A 22,056-nucleotide genomic window follows, 5' to 3' on the forward strand; every position below is an offset into this window, starting at 1 on the left:
CGTATTAAATCCTGTCCATGCCAAAACCCTCTCTCCGCGATGCCATCCTCGACGCCGGCCTGACGGAAATGTTCCGGACCGGCTATCACGGCACCAGCGTGCGCGACGTCACCGCCGCCGCCGGCGCGCCGCAGGGCTCGTTCACCAACCATTTCCGCTCGAAGGAGCTGTTCGCGTCCGAGGTGCTGGACCGTTACTTCCTCTATGTGCGCGGCCTCGTCGCCGAGGCGCTGGGCGACCTGACGCTGACGCCGCGCGAAAGGCTGAGAAGCTATCTCGATCTGATCACCGGCAAGCTGGCGCATGACGGTTTCACCCGCGGCTGCCTGATCGGCGATTTCAGCCTCGAGGCGTCGGGCTCGAGCGAGATGCTGCGCGAGCAGCTCGACAACATCTTCCGGGAATGGCGCGCGCCGTTTGCGGCCTGCATTGCCGAAGCGCAGGCCAAGGGCGAGATCGCGTCCGACTTCGATCCCGATCAGCTGGCCGATTTCCTGCTCGCATCGTGGCAGGGCGCGATGCTGCGCATGAAGGTCGAGCGCAGCGAAACTGCGCTGACGCGTTTCAAGACGATCGCATTCCAAACCGTGTTCAAGGAGTTGCCATGACCATATCCGCCGATATCAGCCTGCATCATCGCGCCGTGCTCGGGAGCACGATGGCCTATCGCGAGACCGGCCGCGGCGACGCGCCGCACGTGCTGTTCCTGCACGGCAATCCGACGTCATCCTACATCTGGCGTAACATCATGCCGCTGGTCGCCCCCGTCGGGTACTGCATCGCGCCCGACCTGATCGGCTACGGCCAGTCCGGCAAGCCCGACATCGGCTATCGCTTCTTCGACCAGGCGGACTATCTCGACGCGCTGATCGACGAGCTCGGCATCGCCTCGGCCTATCTCGTCGCCCAGGATTGGGGCACGGCGCTCGCCTTCCACCTCGCGGCACGCCGTCCGCAACTGGTGCGCGGGCTCGCCTTCATGGAGTTCATCCGCCCGATGCGTGATTGGTCGGACTTCCACCAGCACGACGCCGCGCGGGAGACGTTCCGGAAATTCCGCACGCCGGGCGAGGGCGAAGCGATGATCCTCGACAACAATGCGTTCGTCGAACGCGTGCTGCCTGGCTCGATCCTGCGCACGCTCGGCGAGGAGGAGATGGCCGCCTACCGCGCGCCGTTTGCGCCGCGCGAGAGCCGCAAGCCGACCTTGATGCTGCCGCGCGAGCTGCCGATCGCGGGCGAGCCGGCCGATGTCGCCGAGGCGCTCACGGTGGCGCATGCGGCGCTCGCGGCATCGACCTATCCGAAGCTGCTGTTCGCGGCGACGCCCGGGGCACTGGTGTCACCGGCCTTTGCCGCCGAATTCGCCAAGACGCTCAAGCATTGCGCGGTCGTTCAACTCGGCGCGGGCGCGCACTATCTGCAGGAGGATCATCCGGAGGCGATCGGCCGCTCTGTGGCCGGCTGGATCGCCGGCGTCGAGGCTGCCTCCGCGCAGCGCGACGCCGCATGAGGGCACGGAGCGCGTGACATGAAGAATGTCTCGATCACCTATTGCCGGCCGTGCGGCTATGAGAAGCGTGCCAAAGAGGCCGCGGCGCTGTTGCGCGAGCGCCTTGGCGTCGATGCGACGCTGATCCCCGGCAAGGGCGGCATCTTCGAGGTCAAGCTTGGCGACGAGGTTGTCGCCAGGCGCGCCAAGGGACATTTTCCCGATGCCGCCGAGATCGTCGCCGCGGTCACGGCCGCGCGGGATTGATGATCGGCGGAGCGCCTCCCGGCGGGTACCGGAAGATCATTCTCTATTCGGCCGTGCCGGTGCTTCACCGTAGTTTTCCGGATGGCCTTGCGGACCGTTCGGCGGGCTAACTGCCGCACGCGCATGTCAAGTCTTGTCGAAGGCGGCGGGAAACGCGCATATTTGTGCACCCGCTGTCATGAATCATCCGTAATATCTTGAAGATGCGCGTTTTATTGTCTTTTGACGAATTCCACTCCGGTTTAAAACGCGCTACACGGGCCAGGGCACAGCGAAGCGCCGGCGGAGTTCGCCCGGGAGCCGTCGTCGCGGGATCGCAATTCGAGGTCTAGATGCTGGAAGCAATACGCAGGGCGATGGCGTTTCTGCGCCAGAAGCAAATCCTGCATCGGCTGGGTGTTGTCATCAGCATCGCCGTCATCGGCATCGCCTGCTACGTCCTGTATCACATGCTGCGCGGCATCGACACCAACGAGGTGCTCGAGGCCATCAAGAGCACCGAGCCGCGGCAGATTGCCCTGGCGGGACTGTTCGTCGCGGCGGGCTACTTCACGTTGACCTTCTACGATCTGTTCGCGGTGCGCGCGATCGGCCACGCCCATGTGCCCTATCGCATCAACGCGCTCGCGGCCTTCACCTCCTATTCGATCGGCCACAATGTCGGCGCCAGCGTCTTCACCGGCGGCGCGGTGCGCTACCGGATCTATTCGGCGTGGGGGTTGAACGCGATCGACGTCGCCAAGATCTGCTTTCTCGCCGGGCTCACCTTCTGGCTCGGCAATGCCGCGGTGCTCGGGCTCGGCATCGCCTACCACCCCGAGGCCGCCGCCAACATCGACCAACTGCCGCCCTGGCTCAACCGGGCGCTGGCATTCGCGATCATCACCGCGCTGGTCGCCTATGTGGTCTGGGTCTGGACCCAGCCGCGGGTGGTCGGCCGCGGCCCCTGGACGGTGACCCTGCCGGGTGGCCCGCTGACGCTGCTGCAGATCGCAATCGGCATCCTCGACCTCGGCTTCTGCGCGCTGGCGATGTACGTGCTGGTGCCGGACGAGCCAAATCTCGGCTTCGTCGTGGTCGCCGTCATCTTCGTGTCGGCGACCCTGCTCGGCTTCGCCAGCCACTCCCCCGGCGGCCTCGGGGTGTTCGACGCCGCCATGCTGGTCGGCCTCTGGCAGATGGACCGCGAGGACCTGCTCGGCGGTATGCTGCTGTTCCGGCTCCTCTACTATATTGCGCCCTTCGTCATATCTGTAATCTTGCTGACGTTTCGGGAGGTTATCGTCGGCGCCCGACTCAAACGGCTGCCGCAGGCTGATTCGGGTCCCCGCGCCGAGCCGCACCATGAGGCGGTTCTGGTTCGAAAGCGCGGTGATTCCGGGGTCTGATGAAGCGGCCCGATGCCTCCCGAGGGAAGGTCGCTATGACCGCGCCTGGGCGAGACATGAACCGACGGGATGAAAGCCGCCGCGATGGCAATTGACGATTCGCATTCCTCCATCTTCTCGCCCTGGCCCGACCGGTTGCGCCACTCCGCGCTGATCCTGCTTGCCGCAGCGCTGGCCTTGAGCGTGGTGGTCGCGCTTGGCGAATTGTCGCTGGTGCGCGCCTGCGCCGTGTTCGTCTGCATCGCGGCCGCGGCGCTGGTGCCGTGGCGGCTGCATGATGCCGGAACCTCGCGCGAGGATGTCCGCGGCGTCAATCCGGTCGAGGCCGCCGCCGTCAGCGCGGTCGTCGCCGGCATGCCGGATCCGGCCGTGCTGCTCGATCGCGCCGGCCGCGTCATCCATCTCAACGCCGCCGCGGCGCAGCTCGCGCCCGCGCTGCGCAAGAACGAACTGGCGCAATTTGCCCTGCGCTCGCCGGAGATCATCACCGCGCTGCGCGAGGCGATCGCGACCACCGAGCCGCGCCGCGCCACCTACACCGACCACGTTCCGGTCGATCGCTGGATGGAATTGGTGATCACGCCGGTGCCGGTGCCGACCCAGTTCGGCGGCACCGAGAAGTGCATGCTGATGACCTTCCACGACCTGACGCCACTGCGCCGGGTCGAGGAGATGCGCGCCGATTTCGTCGCCAATGCCAGCCACGAGCTGCGCACGCCGCTCGCCGCCTTGTCCGGCTTCATCGACACGCTGCAGGGGCCGGCGCGTGAGGACGCGCGGGCGCGCGAGCGCTTCCTCGGCATCATGCACACCCAGGCGACCCGTATGGCGCGGCTGATTGACGATTTGCTGTCGCTGTCGCGGGTCGAGCTGTCGGCCCATGTGCGGCCCGAGGCCTCGATCGATATCGTGCCGATCATCCGCCAGGTCGCCGACGGGCTCGAGGCGCTGGCGAGCGAGCGCCAGGTCGAGATCGAGGTCGACCTGCCTCAGGCCCCGGTCATGATCGCCGGCGACCGCGAGGAACTGCTCCGCCTGTTCGAGAACCTGATCGAGAATGCCCTCAAATACGGCGCCTCCGGGGGCCGCGTCATAGTGTCGCTGAATCAGGCCGTTTCGGGCGCATCGGGCGAAGGGACCCCCGAAATCCGTGTCATGGTACGGGATTTCGGCCCCGGCATCGCCCCGGAGCACCTGCCACGGCTGACCGAGCGCTTCTACCGGGTCGACGTCGGCGACAGCCGCAACCAGGGCGGAACGGGCCTCGGATTATCGCTGGTGAAACATATTCTTAACCGTCATCGCGGGCGTCTTTTGATCGAGAGCGTGCCGAAGAACGGCGCCACTTTTACCGCCTGTTTTCCCCGGCCGAAGACCCCGTTACCAACTCAAAGCTGAGCGTTTTCAGCCGCTTAGCGTTGTCATCCAACTGTCATCCAACCTTCGTAAAAGCAGCACCGACCGCTCCTAGATGGACCGGCGTGAGCGCGATCGGGCGCATTCGGCGCTTCGCTCACAGGATGGAGACCACCCATGAATTTCATCAAAGCAATCGTCGCAGCCGGCATGATCGCCGCTTCGACGTCGGCCTTCGCTGCCGATATTACCGGCGCGGGCGCGACGTTTCCGTTTCCGATCTATTCGAAGTGGGCTGACGCCTACAAGAAGGAGACCGGCAACGGTCTGAACTACCAGTCGATCGGCTCCGGCGCCGGCATCAAGCAGATCCAGGCCAAGACCGTGACCTTCGGCGCCACCGACGCGCCGCTCAAGCACGAGCAGCTCGAGAAGGACGGCCTCGTCCAGTGGCCGATGGTGATGGGCGCGATCGTCCCGGTCGTGAACCTCGAAGGCATCAAGCCGGGCGACCTGATCCTGTCGGGCGAAGTGCTCGGCGACATCTATCTCGGCAAGATCACCAAGTGGAATGACGCGGCGATCGCCAAGCTCAATCCGAAGCTGCCCCTGCCGGGCGATGCCATCACCGTCGTGCGCCGTTCGGACGGTTCGGGCACCACCTTCAACTTCACCGACTATCTCTCCAAGTCGAACGCCGACTGGAAGTCCAAGGTCGGTTCCGGCACCGCGGTCGAGTGGCCGGTCGGCGTCGGCGCCAAGGGCAACGAAGGCGTTGCCGGCAACATCAGCCAGACCAAGAACGCGATCGGCTATGTCGAGTATGCCTACGCCAAGCAGAACAAGCTGACCTACACCGGGCTGGTCAACAAGGCCGGCAAGACCGTGCAGCCGACCATGGCTGCCTTCCAGGCTGCCGCCTCGAATGCCGACTGGGCCAAGGCTCCCGGCTACTACGTGATCCTGACCGACCAGCCGGGCGAAGCCTCCTGGCCGATCACCGCGGCGACCTTCATCCTGATGCACAAGGACTCGACCGACAAGGCGGCCTCGCAGGAAGCGCTCAAGTTCTTCAAGTACGCCTTCGAGAAGGGCGACAAGGCGGCCGAAGAGCTCGACTACATTCCGATGCCGGACTCGGTCGTCAAGCTGATCGAGAAGACCTGGTCGTCGGACATCAAGAGCTAAGTCCGACGCTGCGACAGGGCCTGTGCCGACAGGATCGCGGCACAGGTTGAGCGACCAAGACCCGGCCTCCATCACCGCGGCGACAAGCGCGGGATCGAGGCCGGGGTTCGCGCCTCAAGGGGCGTGGCTGGAACGACGACGCCCGGCCAAATGCGTCAGTGAAGATCGCTTCGGGGCGTAGCGGTTTGCGTGGCTTTTGCATACTAAAGAGGGGATTGGCGTGGCAGACATGGCTGTTCAGAGCGATGTGATGGAAGCCGCGGGACCTTACGATCGCGCCAAGGCCCTCAGCGCCTTCAAGCTTGGTGACCTCACCTTCTATTGGATCACCCGTATCTCGGCGATCTCGGTTCTGTTGATCCTCGGCGGCATCATCCTGTCGCTGATCGTCGGCGCCTGGCCGGCGATGAAGGAATACGGCTTCGCCTTCCTGTGGACGCAGCGCTGGGCGCCCTCGGCCGATCCGCCGGTGCTCGGCGCGCTCGGCCCGATCTACGGCACGCTGATTACCTCGGTCATCGCGATGCTGATCGCCATTCCGGTCGGCATCGGCATCGCCGTGTTCCTCACCGAGCTCTGCCCGCAAGTGCTGCGCCGCCCGATCGGCATCGCGATCGAGCTGCTCGCCGGCATCCCCTCGATCATCTACGGCATGTGGGGCTTCTTCGTGCTCGGCCCGTTCCTGGCCAACACGTTCCAGCCCTTCATGATCCGGATCTTCGAGGGCGTCCCGGTGCTGGGCGCGGTGTTCGCAGGCCCGCCGTCCTATCTCAGCCTGTTCAACGCCGCGCTGATCCTTGCGATCATGGTGCTGCCCTTCATCACCGCGATCTCGGTCGACGTGTTCAAGACCGTGCCGCCGGTGCTGAAAGAGGCCGCCTACGGCATGGGCTGCACCACCTGGGAAGTCGTTCGCAGCGTCGTGATCCCCTACACCCGCGTCGGCGTGATCGGCGGCATCATGCTGGCGCTCGGCCGCGCCCTCGGCGAGACCATGGCGGTGACCTTCATCATCGGCAACTCGTTCCGGATCTCGTCGTCGATCTTCGCGCCGGGCACCACGATCTCGGCGGCGATCGCCAGCGAATTCGCCGAGAGCGACGGCCTGCACCAGTCCGGCCTGATCCTGCTCGGCCTGCTGCTGTTCGTGCTGACCTTCTTCGTGCTCGCCGGCGCGCGGCTGATGCTGATGCGGCTTGAAAAGAAGGCGGGGAAGTAACGCCATGAACCCGATCTACAAATCCCGCCGCCGCAGCGACATCGTCATCCGCGCACTCTGTGTCGGTGCGGCGCTGTTCGGCGTCACCTGGCTGGCGCTGATCCTGATCACGCTGCTCTATAACGGCCTTGCCGGCCTCAGCGTGCAGCTGTTCACCCAGAACACGCCGCCGCCCGGCTCGACCGAAGGCGGCCTGCTCAACGCCATCGTCGGCTCGGTCATCATGACCGTGATCGGCGTCGGCATCGGCGCGCCGCTTGGCCTGTTCGCCGGCACCTACCTCGCCGAATACGGCAAGCACGACAAGCTGACCTCGGTGATCCGCTTCATCAACGACATCCTGCTCAGCGCGCCCTCGATCATCATCGGCCTGTTCATCTATGGTGCGGTGGTGGTGCCGATGCGCGGCTTCTCAGCGATCGCAGGCAGTCTTGCGCTCGCGGTGATCGTGATCCCGGTCGTGCTGCGTACCACCGAGGACATGCTGCTCTTGGTGCCCAATCCGCTGCGCGAGGCCGCCTCCGCGCTCGGCCTGCCGCGTTCGCTGGTGATCAAGCGGATCGCTTATCGTGCCGCGCGATCGGGTCTGATCACCGGTGTGCTGCTGGCGACCGCCCGCGTCGCCGGCGAGACCGCGCCGCTGCTGTTCACCGCGCTGTCGAACCAGTTCTTCAGCCTGGATCTGACCAAGACGATGGCCAACCTGCCAGTGACCATCAACAACTTCGTGCAGAGCCCCTACGCCTACTGGAAAGAGCTGGCGTGGAGCGGCGCGCTGCTCATCACATTCACCGTGCTCGCGTTGAATATCGGCGCGCGTATCCTTGGTGCCGAAAGGGCCGCAAAATGACCGAGCTTTCCGTCTCCACGACTGCCGCAGGCCACATTCCCCAGGTTCCGCTGCCGGAAGCGCCGCCGAAAGTCACGGTGCGCAACCTCAACTTCTATTACGGCGAGCACCACGCGCTGAAGAACATCAACCTGACGCTCGGCACCAACCGCGTCACGGCGTTCATCGGCCCGTCCGGCTGCGGCAAGTCGACCCTGCTGCGCATCTTCAACCGGATGTACGACCTGTATCCGGGCCAGCGCGCGGTCGGCCAGCTGATGCTGGACCAGACCAACATTCTCGACCCCAAGCTCGACCTCAACTTGCTGCGCGCGCGGGTCGGCATGGTGTTCCAGAAGCCGACGCCGTTCCCGATGACGATCTACGAGAACATCGCCTTCGGCATCCGCCTCTACGAGAAGATCTCGAAGTCCGAGATGGACGACCGGGTCGAGAAGGCGCTGCGCGGCGGCGCGCTGTGGAACGAGGTCAAGGACAAGCTGAACGCCTCCGGCCTGTCGCTCTCCGGCGGCCAGCAGCAGCGCCTGTGCATCGCGCGCACCGTGGCGGTGCGCCCCGAGGTGATCCTGTTCGACGAGCCGTGCTCGGCGCTCGACCCGATCTCGACCGCCAAGGTCGAGGAACTGATCCAGGAGCTCTCCGAGGACTACACGATCGCGATCGTCACCCACAACATGCAGCAGGCGGCGCGCGTCTCCGACAAGACCGCCTTCATGTATCTCGGCGAGCTGATCGAGTTCGACGACACCAACAAGATCTTCACCTCACCGAGCGATCGGCGCACCCAGGACTACATCACCGGCCGGTTCGGTTGACCGGCGCATGATCCGGAAAAGTGGAAACCGGTTTTCCGATCAGGTCATGCTAAAATTCAGGACACGAAGCCATGATCCCCGGGATCATGGTTGAGGGAGACAAGCGATGGCTTCTGAACATACCGCCAAGGCATTCGACAGCGACCTGCAGGAGTTGACCCGCCTGGTCGCCGAGATGGGCGGCCTGGTCGAACGAATGATTACCGAGTCGGTCGACGCGCTGATCCGTCGCGACGTCGCGCTCGGCAAGCGCGTGGTCGCCGCCGACATCGAGATCGACAATCTGCAGCGCAACATCGAAGAGCGCGCGGTGCTGACGATCGCGCGCCGCCAGCCGATGGCGATCGACCTGCGTGAGATCGTCAGCGCGATGCGCGTCGCCACCGATCTCGAGCGGATCGGCGACCTCGCCAAGAACATGGGCAAGCGCGTCGCGGCGCTGGAGAGCGATTTCCAGCCGCTGAAGCTGATCCGCGGCCTCGAGCACATGACCGACCTCGTGCTGTCGCAGGTCAAGTCGGTGCTCGACGCCTATGCCGCGCACGACCTGCCGGCGGCGATGAACGTCTGGAAGGGCGACGAGGAGGTCGATGCGATCTGCACCTCGCTGTTCCGCGAACTGCTCACCTACATGATGGAAGATCCGCGCAACATCTCGTTCTGCATCCATCTGATGTTCTGCGCCAAGAACATCGAGCGGATCGGCGATCACGCCACCAATATCGCCGAGACCGTGTTCTACATGATCGAGGGCCAGCAGATCACCGACAAGCGCCCGAAGGGGGACATGACCACTTTTGCCACCACGGTGCCGGGCAACTGAGGCATGATCGGCAAGCACGGAACCGGCAAGAGCGAAACTGGATGATCCTCGCGACAAATCGTTTCCGCGGGGACTATGCTCAAGGAAGTAAGCGTTTCGGTTTGCGTCTGGGCAACGGATCACCACAGAGAAAGAACTTAGACCGATGAGCGCACGCATTCTGGTAGTCGAAGACGAGGAAGCGCTGACGACGCTGTTGCGCTACAATCTCGATGCGGAAGGCTACGATGTCGAGACGGTGGGGCGCGGCGACGATGCGGATACACGGCTGAAGGAGCGCGTTCCCGACCTCGTGGTGCTGGACTGGATGCTGCCGGGCCTGTCCGGCATCGAACTGTGCCGCCGCCTGCGGGCGCGGCCCGAGACCAAGCAGCTTCCGATCATCATGCTGACCGCGCGCGGCGAGGAAAGCGAGCGCGTGCGCGGGCTTGCCACCGGCGCGGACGATTACATCGTCAAGCCGTTCTCGGTGCCGGAGCTGCTGGCGCGGGTGAAGGGCCTCTTGCGCCGCGCCAGCCCGGAGCGGCTTGCGACCGTGCTGACCTATGGCGACATCGAGCTCGACCGCGAGAAGCGCCGCGTGGCGCGCTCGGGCCGTCCGATCGATCTCGGGCCGACCGAGTATCGCCTGCTCGAATTCTTCCTCGAGCATCCCGGCCGCGTGTTCAGCCGCGAGCAACTGCTCGACAGCGTCTGGGGCCGCGACATCTACATCGATGAGCGCACCGTCGACGTGCATATCGGCCGCCTGCGCAAGCTGCTCAATCCGGGCCGCGAGCAGGATCCGATCCGCACCGTGCGCGGCGCCGGCTACGCGCTCGACGACCGCTTTGCCAAGGCCGAGCCACAGCCGTAACGGCCATGCGGCATTCATAAACCGCAACACGGCGTCGTCCCGGCGCAAGCCCATAGGCGCTAAGATAGTTTGATCATAGTCTGATAGTGGCGCTTATGTCTGGGTGGCTCGCGTAGATGTCGCCGGAGAGCGTGACTGGCTCTGCAGAGTAGAGCGATTGCGGGCTGTGGAATGATCGCTTGCCGTAGCGAAGCTACGAGCTGGCGCAGCAGACGCCACGTCACTGGGTGGGTCAGGCGGCGTCGGCCAAGCGGGGAGAGTCTTCGAGTTCGTCGACGAGCGGCTCGAGCAATAGAATGATCAGCAGATGAGCGAGGATATGGGGTCTGGCGGACCGCTCGTCGGTTCCGGGAGGTCCCTTCAGGCCAATCAGGCTTTTCAGCCGCTTGAAGCCGAGCTCAATGCGCCATCGCAGCCGATAGAGGGCGAGGATATCTGCAGTCGTGAAGTCCTCTGGCCTGAGTGAGGTCACCAGGATCACCCAATCTGCGGCGTCAAGTGTTTGCCTGGAGAGCTGATGACCTCCCTTTTGTGCAGTCCGGCGCGCCTTGCGTCGCGCAGCCGCAGCAGCTTGCGCCGGCTTCTTCGCGGCAACCAGACGCACTGCGAGCGGCGGCGCACCTGACTTGCGCTTTATCCAAATCGGCCGATCGATCAGGCCACGCGCCGAGGCGTTGCGCAGTTCGGCAGTGAGGTCAACAAGATTACCTTCGGCATCGAGCCAGCGCGCGCTCTTCCAGCCGGCCCGGATCACGAAGTCCGCATCGGCATCGACGAGATGCGCCATGCGCTCCGGTTGCAGATAGGCGCGATCGGCAAGACGGATCTCACCGGCAACCGCCGGTATCCGATCCAGCGTCTCGCCCGCTCGCTGATCGGTCAGTTCGAAGTGACCAAAGCGCTCCTGCGGAAGATCGAACGCGCTATGGATACGCCACACTGCGTTCTTGTTCCTGCCGCTCGTCCCAGCCTTGGGGACCGTCGTGGCGTCAACAATACGGATCAGACGACCGCGGCTCGCCTTCGGCGCCGCGGCGGCAAGCGCCTGCTCGACCAAGATTGCCAGCCAATCTCCGCACTGACGTAAGCGATACAACAGAGCCACGTTGGAGATATCGACAAGCCCAACCGACGTGGCCCATGCCGCCGTCAACCGCAGCCCTTTCTCACCAAGGCAATAAGCCAAGATCAGGCGCAGCAAGTCGACCGCATTGCTGATCTCCCGCGGACGGACAAACGCCTTCGTCTTGCGCGCGCTAATGTTCAGAGCCTCGGCTCCGCCAAGTCGGGCGACAACGCGCGCCCAATCTTTGTTCACAAGCGATTCGTGTGCCATTCCATCTTGGAATCACAAGCGAATCCAAGGCGCAAATCCTATTTTAGCGCCTATGGGCGAAAGCCAGGACCCATACGCCGCGGCCAGTGCAATCGGCACGCGGCCAGACGGCTTTCTAACAACACGCATTAGTGGTTATGGGTCCCGGCTTTCGCCGGGACGACGCCGGTGATGTAATGGGCTACGCATCACACAAAAAAATCCCCGCTTTCGCGGGGATTTGTTTTTGAGGTCTTCCGTCGTTTTCCCGAGTGCTCACTTGATCTGCGGTTTCGCCGACGGCCGGCGGCGATCGGCGGCGGGCTGGTAGGCGACGCGCGAGTGATGCGCGCAATAGGGCAGGCCGGCGAGCGCCTTGCCGCCGCAGAAGAAGAATTCCGGGCTCGAGGGATCGCCGACCGGCCAATGACAGGTGGCCTCGTTGAGCTCCAGCAGCGAGAGCCGCTGGCTCATCGGCACCACATTGTCGTAGGAGATCGGATCGGGCTCCATCTCGACCTCGAAGGCGTGCGCCAGCGCGGTGTTGCCGCGAGAGACCGGACGCGCCACCCGCATCATGTGCTGGGCCGGGCGAGCCTTGCGCTGCCGCGGCGCGGCCGTGGAGGGTGCCTTGGCGCGGCCGGAGAGGCCGAGCCGATGCACTTTGCCGATCACGGCGTTTCGCGTCACATTGCCAAGTTCCGCCGCGATCTGGCTGGCCGACAGGCCGGACTCCCAGAGTTTCTTCAGCTGCTCGACGCGATCGTCGGACCAGGTCAATACAGTCATCGCATTCTTCCCTTCGCGTAGCGCCGGCCAATCATTGGAGCGGCGCTGCGAGCCAATCTGGACAAATATCCCTGCGGCCAGAATCCCTTAGCCCTCGCCGGGCACGGTGTTGCGCCCGAACGTTTACGCGAGACACAAAGGCTACTTAGAGGGTCCAGTACCGCCGCACGAGATGTCGTACCCGACAGGCCAAACGCTACAATATGGCGTGACTCTGGCGCAAGAGTCCGCGGCCGTGCGTCCACATGTTCCCACACAGTTAAGCATTGCCATGAGGCTTTTCCACCGCACCGGAATGCTCCAGATTGCGCTCGTTTCGCATTGCAGGAAGGCCACTTCGTGGCGATTGACACTTACCGACCGCAGCATAGAATGCCCGCCACGTGCCGCCCGCAAAGGCGGCCGTTTTGTTTTCCGAAGCTGGCCGTTGCTGCGCTGGCGTCAAGGCGCAGCGGCAATTGTCGGCTTAAAAACCGTCAGTGATCGCCATGACCAACGCTGCCACGTCGCATCTGCTCCCCGTCTTCGCCAGGGTCGATCTCGGCTTCGAGCGCGGCGAGGGCGCCTGGCTGATCGCAACCAACGGCGACCGCTATCTCGATTTCACCTCGGGCGTCGCGGTCAACGCGCTCGGGCACGCGCATCCGCATCTGGTCAAGGCGCTGCAGGAACAGGCGACCAAGCTCTGGCACATGTCGAACCTGTTCAAGAGCCCGGACGGCGAGGTGCTTGCCGCACGGCTGTGCGAGCAGAGCTTTGCCGACTTCGTGTTCTTCTGCAATTCCGGCGCCGAAGCGATGGAGGGCGTGATCAAGCTGGTCCGCCACTATCACTTCTCCAAGGGCCATGGCGAGCGCTACCGCATCATCACCTTCGAGGGCGCCTTCCACGGCCGCACGCTGGGCACGCTGGCGGCGACAGGCTCGGCGAAATATCTCGAAGGCTTCGGCCCGCCGATGGACGGCTTCGACCAGGTGCCGCATGGCGACATCGAGGCGGTGAAGAAGGCGATCGGCCCGCACACCGCCGGCATCCTGATCGAGCCGGTGCAGGGCGAGGGCGGCGTGCGCTCGGCGCCGCAGGCGTTCTTCAAGGCACTGCGCGCGCTGTGTGACGAGCACGGCCTGCTGCTCGCCTTCGACGAGGTGCAGACCGGCATGGGCCGCACCGGCGAGCTGTTCGCCTACAAGCGCACCGGCGTCACGCCGGACGTGATGTCGCTGGCCAAGGCGCTCGGCGGCGGTTTTCCGATCGGCGCGGTGCTGGCGACCGCGCAGGCTGCGGCCGGCATGGCGCCCGGCTCGCACGGCTCGACCTTCGGCGGCAATCCGCTCGCGGTCGCCGCCGCCAATGCCGTGCTCGACGTCATGCTGAAACCTGGCTTCTTCGAGCATGTGCAGAAGATGTCGCTGCTGCTCAAGCAGAAGCTCGCTTCCGTCGTCGACCGCTATCCCGGCGTGCTGTCGGAGGTGCGCGGCGAGGGCCTGTTGATCGGCGTCAAGGCGGTGGTGCCGTCGGGCGACCTGATCGCAGCGCTGCGCAACGAGAAGCTGCTCACTGTCGGCGCCGGCGACAATGTGGTGCGGTTCCTGGCGCCGCTGATCGTGACCGAGCCCGAGATCGACCAGTCGATCATCGCGCTCGAGCGCGCCTGCTCTGTGCTGTCGGCGGCGCAGCCGAAGAAGGCGGCTGGATAATGAGCAAGCCGGTCCGTCACTTCCTCGATATCAACGAGCTGCCGCTCGGCGAGCTGCGCAACATGCTGTCCGCCGGAGCCGCCATGAAGGCGAAGCTGAAGGCGCATGAGAAGGGCAGGAAGCCGCTCGAAGGCAAGACGCTGGCGATGATCTTCGAGCGCCCGTCGACCCGCACAAGGGTGTCGTTCGACGTCGGCATGCGCCAGCTCGGCGGTGAATCCATCATGCTGACCGGCGCCGAGATGCAGCTCGGCCGCGGCGAGACCATCGCCGACACCGCGCGCGTGCTGTCGCGCTATGTCGATGCGATCATGATCCGCATCCTCAACCATGACGCGCTGCTCGAGCTCGCGGCGCACGCTACCGTTCCCGTCATCAACGGCCTGACCCGGCGTTCGCATCCCTGCCAGGTGATGGCCGACCTCATGACCTATGAGGAAAACCGCGGCTCGATCGAGGGCAAGACCGTGGCCTGGACCGGCGACGACAACAACGTGCTGGCCTCCTGGGCGCATGCCGCAGAGCGATTCAAGTTCCAGCTCAATGTCGCGACCCCGCCGGAGCTCTCGCCGAAAAAGCCGATGCGCGACTGGATCAAGGCGACCGGCGCGCCGATCATGCTCGGCACCGATCCGGAAGCCGCCGTGCGCGGCGCCGACTGCGTCGTCACCGACACCTGGGTGTCGATGGGCGACAAGGAGGGCGAGCACCGCCACAACGTGCTGCGGCCCTATCAGGTCAATGCCAAGCTGATGTCGCTCGCCAAGCCGGACGCACTGTTCATGCACTGCCTGCCCGCGCATCGCGGCGAGGAGGTCACCGACGAGGTGATCGACGGGCCGCAATCCGTGGTGTTCGACGAGGCGGAAAACCGCCTGCATGCGCAGAAGGGCATTCTGGCCTGGTGTTTCGACGCGGTCGCGTAGTCGTAGATCAGTAAGCGTTGTCGTCCCGGGCAAGCGAAGCGCGACCCGGGACCCATAACCACCGCTGTCAATTGTTGCGAAGGCTGGGGCACCAGCTTGATGCAGCAGCTCACATCGGTGGTTATGGGTCCCTGCTTTCGCAGGGACGACGGAGATATCCGCGTTAGTGAACCCCTTTATTTCATGGTCCGAGACCCCAGATAGAGCGCCATGGTTTCACAATCCCCCGACATCAAAATCACGCCCGAGGCGCCGGTTCGCGCGCCATCAGCGGTTCCGGTCGACGATGCCGTGCTGGCCTTCGAGGTCGGCGCGCTGGACCTGCGCGGCCGGCTGACCCGGCTCGGCCCCGCGCTCGACGAGATCCTGCACAAGCACGATTATCCGCCCGCGGTCGGCAAGCTGCTCGGCGAGGCGATCGTGCTCACCACGCTGCTCGGCTCGTCGGTCAAGTTCGAGGGCCGCTTCATCCTGCAGACCCGGACCGAAGGTCCGGTCTCGCTCCTGATCGTCGATTTCCAGGCGCCCGACCGGCTGCGCGCCTATGCGCGCTACGACGCATCGCGCCTCAAGAATGGCCAGAGTTCGGGCGAGCTGCTCGGCAAGGGCCACCTTGCGATGACCATCGATCAGGGCTCTAACACCAGCCGCTACCAGGGACTGGTCGCGCTCGACGGCGGCGGCCTGGAAGAGGCGGCCCACGAATATTTCCTGCGCTCGGAGCAGATCCCGACGCGGGTGCGGCTTGCGGTCGGCGAGGAGATGCGCGGCGGCGAAGGCGGCAAGCTGCGCTGGCGCGCCGGCGGCATCCTGCTGCAATTCCTGCCCAAGGCGCCCGAGCGCGCCAAGCAGGCCGATCTGCATCCCGGCGATGCGCCGGAAGGCACGGCCACGCATAGCGTGCCGGACGATGACGCCTGGGTCGAGGGCCAGTCGCTGATCTCGACCGTCGAGGACGTCGAGCTGATCGATCCCGATCTGTCCGGCGAGCGGCTGCTCTATCGCCTGTTCCACGAACGCGGCGTGCGCGTCTTCAACCCGCAAACGCTGCGCGCGCAATGCTCCTGCTCGCGCGACGCGGTGTCGTCGATGCTGAAGAGCTTTGCGCCGAACGACCGCGCCGAGATGGTCAAGGACGGCAAGGTCGTCGTGACCTGCGAGTTCTGCTCGTCGGTGTATGAATTCACGCCGCAGGAAGCCGGCGTGGAGTAACAGGTGACCTTCGTCATGGCCGGGCTCGACCCGGCCATCCATCATGGCAAAAGCGTTTTTGAAGCGATGGATCGCCGGGTCAAGCCCGGCGATGACGTGCATTGCTGCGCGTCAGTTCAGCACCCTTTTCCCGCCCGGGCTCGGGCTGTCCAGCGAGAATGTCGGCACGTCGATGTCGAAGCGCTCGCCGGCTTCGGTGACCATCTGATAGCTGCCGGTCATGAATCCGGAGGCGGTCGGCAGCGGCACGCCGCTCGTGTATTCGAAGCGTTCGCCGGGCGCGAGCACCGGCTGCTCGCCGACCACGCCCTCGCCGCGCACCTCCTGGCGGCGGCCGGTGGCGTCGGTGATGATCCAGTGCCGCGTCCGCAGCTGCACCGTTTCCGGGCCCGAATTGACGATCACGATCTTGTACGACCAGAAATATTCGCGCCGGTCGACCGACGAGCGCTCCGGCATGAAGTTCGGCTCGACGGTGACTTCGATCTGGCGGGTAACGGCGCGGTACATGCGGCTCAATCCGATGGTCCTGGCGCATGGTCCGTTTTCGACCGGATCATGCTCAAACAGGGCGCTATCATAGCCAATTGAACCGCCGGAACCAATCGCCTGCCAGGCCGCGAAAAGGCGGTCCAAGGGCGGCTCGTTCATCGCGGTTTCAACATAGTTCCGCTCTAAAGCGCGGCCGCATGCCGCCGCACTCCGTGCTTTGTCGGCAACTCGCGGACCGATATTATCTTTTCAGCACGGCGTGCGGGGCGTCCGCGGCCGACACGGTGTTTGATGAGCTCGATTGCCGATCCCATAGCCGGTTCGCCGGTGGCTGACGCCAAGACCGAAGTAAAGGCAGAGGCCGAGGCGAAGGTTGCTGCGCCCGCGATCACGCTGCCGGCGACCGGCGAGCGCGAGCTCCGCCTCGATCTGTTCCGCGGGCTCGCGCTGTGGCTGATCTTCATCGATCATCTGCCGACCAATCTTCTGACCTGGCTGACGATCCGCAATTACGGCTTCTCCGACGCCACCGAGATCTTCATCTTCATCTCCGGCTACACCGCGGCCTTCGTCTACGGCCGCGCCATGCTGGAGGGCGGCTTCGTGATCGCGACCGCGCGCATCCTGCGCCGGGTCTGGCAGATCTATGTCGCGCACGTCTTCCTGTTCACGATCTTCCTCGCCGAGATCTCCTATGTCGCGACCTCGTTCGAGAACCCGCTCTACAGCGAGGAAATGGGGATCATGGACTTCCTCAAGCAGCCCGACGTCACCATCGTCCAGGCGCTGCTGCTGCGCTTCCGTCCCGTCAACATGGATGTGCTGCCGCTCTATATCGTGCTGATGCTGTTCCTGCCGCTGATCCTGTGGCTGATGAAATGGAAGCCCGACGTCACCCTCGGCCTCTCGGTCGTGCTCTACGCGGTGACCTGGCAGTTCGACCTTTATCTCTCGGCCTATCCGAACGGCTTCTGGGCGTTCAATCCGTTCGCCTGGCAATTGCTGTTCGTGTTCGGCGCCTGGTGCGCGCTCGGCGGGGCGCGGCGGATGTCGCGCATCCTGTCGTCGAACATCACGATGTGGATCTGCATCGTCTATCTGGTCGCGGCGTTCTTCGTGACCCTGACCTGGTACGTGCCGCAGCTCGGCCACATCATGCCGAAGGTGATCGAGCAATGGATGTATCCGATCAACAAGACCGACCTGGACGTGTTGCGATTCGCGCACTTCCTGGCGCTCGCCGCGCTCACCGTGCGCTTCCTGCCCAAGGACTGGCCGGGCCTGAAATCGCCCTGGCTGCGACCTTTGATCCTGTGTGGCCAGCACTCGCTTGAGATATTCTGCCTCGGGGTCTTCCTCGCCTTCGCCGGTCACTTCGTGCTTGCCGAAGTATCTGGCGGTGCCGCACTGCACGCCTTGATCAGCGTCTGCGGCATCCTCATCATGTGCGGCATGGCGTGGATCATTTCGTGGTACAAACACTCCGCCGACAAAGGCGCCTCGAAAAAAGGCGCCGCCGGCAACGCCGATCTGGCGGGAGGGGGAGCATGAAGTCCGCGCGGACGATGCTGGGCCTGACGCTGCTCGCAGCCTGCCTGACGGCCGGTTTGGCGGCGGCGCCAGCGCGCGCCGGCGACACCGCGGAGCCGCCCCCGCCGCCGCCCTGCGACGTGCCCGCCTATCTGCTTACGAGCGAGAGCTCGCTGCCCAAGGTCACCGACGCCATCAAGTCCAACCGGCCGCTCAACGTGCTGGTGGTCGGCAGCCGCTCCTCGACCATCCAGGGCAACGAGGCGAGCGCCTATCCGGCCACGCTGCAGGCGGCGCTGAAGGAAGCGTTGCCGTCGTCGACGATCGATCTATCCGTAGAATTACAGGGAAAGAGCACCGCCGAGGAGACCGCGGGAACTCTTGTTAAGCTTGTTGAAGCAAAAAAGCCTACTTTGGTTATCTGGCAGACCGGAACCGTCGATGCTATGCGAGCGGTCGATCCCGACGATTTCCGTACCGCCATCAACGAAGGCGTTGTTGCGTTGCGGGACGCCGGGACCGACGTGGTGCTGGTCAATCTGCAATACAGCCCGCGTACGGAGACGATGATCTCTGCGCCGCCCTATCTCGACAACATGAAGGTGGTGGCGCAGCAGCACGACGTTCCGCTGTTCGACCGGTTCGCGATTATGAAGCAGTGGAGCGACGCCGGATATTTTGACCTGTTCAGCACCTCGCATGGTGTCGATCTGGCCAAGAAGGTTCATGCCTGTCTCGGCCGCGCACTGGCGAAATTCGTGATCGATGCGGCCCATCTGGGCCCGGTGCAGCAGAATTAAGGAAGCAGAGTAAATGCGTTTTGCCTTCCCTTTTTGTGCTTCCGCAGGGCGGAGTCTGTGCGCCGTTGCGGCGCTGGCACTGCTCGCGCCGCTCGCGGTCGCGCCATTGCGCGCGCAGACCGACCAGCATGCAGCGCTTTCGTCCGACGGCAAGACCGAGGCTGCAAAGCCTGATGCGACGCAGCCCGCTGCGACGGCTGACGCGACCAATCCGCCGCAACCCGGCGTCGCCGCGAAGGCGTTCGACAGGGTGAAGCAGGCCGCGAAATCCGCCAGCGACATCTTCCACCGCGTGCCCTGTCATCAGCCCAAGGGTGTGCCGAACAGCACCGGCTCGCTGCCGCATGTCGCGGCCAAGCTCGTCGCCGGCAAGCCGGTCGTCATCATCGCGTTCGGCTCGTCCTCGACCCAGGGCTATGGTTCGTCGGCGCCGGAATTCACCTATCCGAACCGGCTCGCCGGACAGTTGCGCCGGCAGTATCCGTCCGCCGACATCACGGTGCTCAATCGCGGCAAGGGCGGCGAGGACGCGCCCGAGATGATGGCGCGGCTGCAAACCGAGGTGATCGACGTCCATCCCGACATGGTGATCTGGCAGGTCGGCACCAACGCGGTGCTGCGCAACCTCGATCCCGCCGAGACCGCCAAGCAGGTCGAGGACGGCGTGGCGCGCCTTCAGGCGTCCGGCGCCGACGTCGTGCTGGTCGATCCGCAATATTCGCCGCGCGTCACCGAGCGCCCCGAAAGCGCGCGCGGCATGGTGAAGCTGCTCGGCCGCATCGCCGCCCTGCGTCATGTCGGCATCTTCCCGCGCTTCGAGGTGATGCGCGACTGGCACGAGAAACAGGCGATCCCGATCACCGATTTCGTCATCGCCGACGGCCTGCACATGAACGACTGGGGCTACGCCTGCTTCGCCCAACTGCTCGGCGACGACATCATCCGCTCGGTCGGTGCGATCAAGATCGGCGTCAACGTCCCCGCCGATGTCAGGACCTACCGGCCGATGTGATCGGGCTGCCCGGCCGCTCCAACCGTCATTGCGAGCGAAGCGAAGCAATCCATTCGTCCGCTTGCGCTGATGGATGGATTGCTTCGTCGCTTCGCTCCTCGCAATGACGGTTGAGGCGGTGCGCTCATTTCCATCACCGTCACCCTGAGGTGGCCGCTTCTTCAGCTGCCCTCGAAGGGTCGACGGCCCGGCTGGTGGCCGTGCATCCTTCGAGGCTCGCTCCGCTCGCACCTCAGGATGACGGGACTGATACCGTTGCGGACTCTTTCCTCGACCATCCGGCCACGCCCGCCTCCAATCTTGACCTCGCCGCGGTAATCCGCTCCCTTGACGCCTGCACCCAAGCTTTAAGGGAAACGCTCATGTCTTTCGTGCTGGCCATCGATCAGGGCACCACATCGTCGCGCGCCATGGTGTTTCGCGGCGACATCTCCATCGCCGCCGTCGCGCAGCAGGAGTTTCCGCAGCATTTCCCCGCCTCCGGCTGGGTCGAGCACGAGCCGGAGGACATCTGGACCTCGACCGTGATGGTGTGCCGCGAGGCGCTGGAGAAGGCCGGCCTCAAGGCGAAGGACATCGCCGCGATCGGCATCACCAACCAGCGCGAGACCACCGTGGTGTGGGACCGCGCCACCGGACAGGCCGTGCACCGCGCCATCGTCTGGCAGGACCGCCGCACCGCCGACATCTGCGCCAGGCTCAAGGCCGAGGGCCATGAGCCGGCGATTTCGGCCAAGACCGGCCTCATTATCGATCCTTATTTCTCGGGCACCAAAGTCGCCTGGATCCTTGATCACGTGCCGGGCGCGCGCGAGCGCGCCGAGCGCGGCGAGCTGCTGTTCGGCACCGTCGACTGCTATCTGCTGTGGCGGCTCACCGGCGGGCGAGTCCACGCCACCGACGCCACCAACGCCTCGCGCACGCTGCTGTTCAACATCCACACCGGCGCCTGGGACGACGACCTCGTCAACCTCTTGCGCGTGCCGCGCTCGATGCTTCCCGAAGTGAGGGATTCCTCCGCCCGCTTCGGCGAGAGCACCGCCGATCTGTTCGGCGGCCCGATCGCGATCTCCGGCATTGCCGGCGATCAGCAGGCCGCGACCATCGGCCAGGCCTGCTTCGAGCCCGGCATGATGAAGTCGACCTACGGCACCGGCTGCTTCGCGCTGCTCAACACCGGCACCACGCCGGTGGCCTCGAAGAACAAGCTGCTCACCACCATCGCCTACCAGCTCGGCGGCCAGCGCACCTACGCGCTCGAGGGCTCGATCTTCGTCGCCGGCAGCGCGGTGCAGTGGCTGCGCGACGGGCTCGGCATCATCAAGCACGCCGCCGAGACCGGACCGCTTGCCGACAAATCGGACTCCATGCAGAGCGTCTATTTGGTGCCCGCCTTCGTCGGCATGGGCGCGCCGTACTGGAATCCGCGCGTGCGCGGCGCGCTGTTCGGGCTCACCCGCAACACCGGCCCGGCCGAGCTCGCGCATGCGACGCTGGAGAGCGTGTGCTACCAGACCTTCGATCTGTGGGCCGCGATGCGCACCGACTGGCCGGAGGCCAACGCCGCCAACACCGTGCTGCGCGTCGACGGCGGCATGACCGCCTCGGACTGGACCATGCAGCGGCTCGCCGATCTGCTCAACGCGCCGGTCGACCGCCCGATGATCCAGGAGACCACGGCGTTAGGGGCCGCCTATCTCGCCGGTCTCGATGCCGGCGTCTATCCGGAGCCCGCGAAATTCGCCGACAATTGGCGGCTCGAGCACCGCTTCAGGCCGGCGATGAGCCAGGCGACACGCGAGCGCAAGCTCGCCGGCTGGGCCCGCGCCGTGAAGGGCGTGCTGGCGAGCGACGAGGGGGAGTAGTAATGATCTGATGCTGCGGCAAGCTCGCTGCACCTCTCCCGCTAGCGGGGTCGAGACGAGCGAAGCTCGCTCTTAGGTCGTAGCGCATCGTCAGATGCGCTACGGGTGGGGGCTCTCTCCACACCAAGCAAGCGGCGCCGCTGCGGCTGCCGCTCAATCTCGCC

21 protein-coding genes are annotated in these 22,056 nt (G+C 65.0%); 18 read left to right on the forward strand and 3 right to left on the reverse strand.

Translation table 11 applies throughout. From position 1 onward, the window contains the following. The first annotated feature begins 17 nt into the window (after positions 1 to 17). From J2R78_RS20335 to phoB, 11 genes are all read left to right on the forward strand, one after another. The gene (locus J2R78_RS20335) at positions 18 to 608 is read left to right on the forward strand and encodes a TetR/AcrR family transcriptional regulator (RefSeq protein ID WP_253606415.1); all 591 of its coding nucleotides are present in this window, start codon (positions 18 to 20) and stop codon (positions 606 to 608) included. Beyond that, a complete protein-coding gene (locus tag J2R78_RS20340; RefSeq protein ID WP_253606417.1) occupies positions 605 to 1,513 on the forward strand; it encodes a haloalkane dehalogenase in 909 nt (302 codons plus the stop codon). The genes J2R78_RS20335 and J2R78_RS20340 overlap by 4 nt, the downstream gene beginning before the upstream one ends. Before the next feature lie 18 nt (positions 1,514 to 1,531). Further along, positions 1,532 to 1,759, forward strand: coding sequence for a SelT/SelW/SelH family protein (locus J2R78_RS20345; protein ID WP_253606419.1), 228 nt, complete (start codon positions 1,532 to 1,534; stop codon positions 1,757 to 1,759). Positions 1,760 to 2,091: 332 nt separating this feature from the next. Continuing rightward, a complete protein-coding gene (locus tag J2R78_RS20350; RefSeq protein WP_026192163.1) occupies positions 2,092 to 3,147 on the forward strand; it encodes a lysylphosphatidylglycerol synthase domain-containing protein in 1,056 nt (351 codons plus the stop codon). Between the two features lie 84 nt (positions 3,148 to 3,231). Further along, complete coding sequence (locus J2R78_RS20355) at positions 3,232 to 4,545, forward strand: ATP-binding protein (protein WP_092079263.1); 1,314 nt, start codon at positions 3,232 to 3,234, stop codon at positions 4,543 to 4,545. 135 nt (positions 4,546 to 4,680) lie between these two features. Further along, positions 4,681 to 5,691 (forward strand): phosphate ABC transporter substrate-binding protein PstS, encoded by a 1,011-nt coding sequence (pstS, locus tag J2R78_RS20360; RefSeq protein ID WP_253606421.1) that lies wholly within the window; start codon positions 4,681 to 4,683, stop codon positions 5,689 to 5,691. Positions 5,692 to 5,920: 229 nt separating this feature from the next. Beyond that, positions 5,921 to 6,910, forward strand: a complete 990-nt coding sequence (gene pstC / locus J2R78_RS20365; protein WP_016844063.1) for a phosphate ABC transporter permease subunit PstC — start codon at positions 5,921 to 5,923, stop codon at positions 6,908 to 6,910. A 4-nt stretch (positions 6,911 to 6,914) separates the two neighbouring features. Further along, positions 6,915 to 7,760 (forward strand): phosphate ABC transporter permease PstA, encoded by an 846-nt coding sequence (gene pstA / locus J2R78_RS20370; RefSeq protein WP_050386784.1) that lies wholly within the window; start codon positions 6,915 to 6,917, stop codon positions 7,758 to 7,760. After that, positions 7,757 to 8,575 carry a phosphate ABC transporter ATP-binding protein PstB gene (gene pstB / locus J2R78_RS20375; protein WP_074131128.1) on the forward strand — a complete coding sequence of 273 codons (819 nt, stop codon included), beginning with the start codon at positions 7,757 to 7,759 and terminating at the stop codon, positions 8,573 to 8,575. The genes pstA and pstB overlap by 4 nt, the downstream gene beginning before the upstream one ends. Before the next feature lie 106 nt (positions 8,576 to 8,681). Further along, positions 8,682 to 9,398, forward strand: a complete 717-nt coding sequence (phoU, locus tag J2R78_RS20380; RefSeq protein WP_016844066.1) for a phosphate signaling complex protein PhoU — start codon at positions 8,682 to 8,684, stop codon at positions 9,396 to 9,398. 145 nt (positions 9,399 to 9,543) lie between these two features. Further along, on the forward strand, positions 9,544 to 10,254 hold the full coding sequence (gene phoB, locus J2R78_RS20385; protein WP_016844067.1) for a phosphate regulon transcriptional regulator PhoB: 711 nt from the start codon (positions 9,544 to 9,546) through the stop codon (positions 10,252 to 10,254). Positions 10,255 to 10,486: 232 nt separating this feature from the next. Here the strand turns inward: phoB and J2R78_RS20390 are convergent, their stop codons facing one another. Together J2R78_RS20390 and J2R78_RS20395 are read right to left on the reverse strand one after the other, a co-directional pair. Continuing rightward, positions 10,487 to 11,572, reverse strand: coding sequence for an IS4 family transposase (locus J2R78_RS20390; protein ID WP_253604643.1), 1,086 nt, complete (start codon positions 11,570 to 11,572; stop codon positions 10,487 to 10,489). 273 nt (positions 11,573 to 11,845) lie between these two features. After that, positions 11,846 to 12,358, reverse strand: a complete 513-nt coding sequence (locus tag J2R78_RS20395; protein WP_018269585.1) for a GcrA family cell cycle regulator — start codon at positions 12,356 to 12,358, stop codon at positions 11,846 to 11,848. Positions 12,359 to 12,846: 488 nt separating this feature from the next. Here J2R78_RS20395 and J2R78_RS20400 point away from each other — a divergent pair, with 488 nt between their 5' ends. From J2R78_RS20400 to J2R78_RS20410, 3 genes are all read left to right on the forward strand, one after another. Next, positions 12,847 to 14,055 (forward strand): aspartate aminotransferase family protein, encoded by a 1,209-nt coding sequence (locus J2R78_RS20400; RefSeq protein WP_253606422.1) that lies wholly within the window; start codon positions 12,847 to 12,849, stop codon positions 14,053 to 14,055. Further along, positions 14,055 to 14,981: an ornithine carbamoyltransferase gene (gene argF / locus J2R78_RS20405; protein ID WP_028342316.1), complete on the forward strand. Its 927-nt coding sequence runs from the start codon at positions 14,055 to 14,057 to the stop codon at positions 14,979 to 14,981. The genes J2R78_RS20400 and argF overlap by 1 nt, the downstream gene beginning before the upstream one ends. A 210-nt stretch (positions 14,982 to 15,191) precedes the next feature. Further along, positions 15,192 to 16,193, forward strand: a complete 1,002-nt coding sequence (locus tag J2R78_RS20410; RefSeq protein ID WP_253606424.1) for an Hsp33 family molecular chaperone — start codon at positions 15,192 to 15,194, stop codon at positions 16,191 to 16,193. A gap of 111 nt (positions 16,194 to 16,304) precedes the next feature. Here the strand turns inward: J2R78_RS20410 and apaG are convergent, their stop codons facing one another. Then, positions 16,305 to 16,703, reverse strand: a complete 399-nt coding sequence (gene apaG, locus J2R78_RS20415; protein WP_028333747.1) for a Co2+/Mg2+ efflux protein ApaG — start codon at positions 16,701 to 16,703, stop codon at positions 16,305 to 16,307. 273 nt (positions 16,704 to 16,976) lie between these two features. Between apaG and J2R78_RS20420 the strand changes: the two genes are divergently transcribed. From J2R78_RS20420 to glpK, 4 genes are all read left to right on the forward strand, one after another. Further along, entirely contained in the window at positions 16,977 to 18,236 is a 1,260-nt protein-coding gene (locus tag J2R78_RS20420) for an OpgC domain-containing protein (RefSeq protein WP_253606426.1), read from the forward strand. Further along, the gene (locus J2R78_RS20425; RefSeq protein ID WP_152977610.1) at positions 18,233 to 19,015 is read left to right on the forward strand and encodes an SGNH/GDSL hydrolase family protein; all 783 of its coding nucleotides are present in this window, start codon (positions 18,233 to 18,235) and stop codon (positions 19,013 to 19,015) included. Before J2R78_RS20420 ends, J2R78_RS20425 begins: the two co-directional genes overlap by 4 nt. A 13-nt stretch (positions 19,016 to 19,028) precedes the next feature. Continuing rightward, positions 19,029 to 20,027, forward strand: coding sequence for an SGNH/GDSL hydrolase family protein (locus J2R78_RS20430; protein WP_253606428.1), 999 nt, complete (start codon positions 19,029 to 19,031; stop codon positions 20,025 to 20,027). 362 nt (positions 20,028 to 20,389) lie between these two features. Continuing rightward, positions 20,390 to 21,892, forward strand: a complete 1,503-nt coding sequence (gene glpK / locus J2R78_RS20435; RefSeq protein ID WP_253606430.1) for a glycerol kinase GlpK — start codon at positions 20,390 to 20,392, stop codon at positions 21,890 to 21,892. Positions 21,893 to 22,056 lie beyond the last annotated feature (164 nt).

It is taken from the genome of Bradyrhizobium sp. USDA 4538 (assembly GCF_024171045.1).
In the GTDB taxonomy this organism is placed as follows: domain Bacteria; phylum Pseudomonadota; class Alphaproteobacteria; order Rhizobiales; family Xanthobacteraceae; genus Bradyrhizobium; species Bradyrhizobium australafricanum.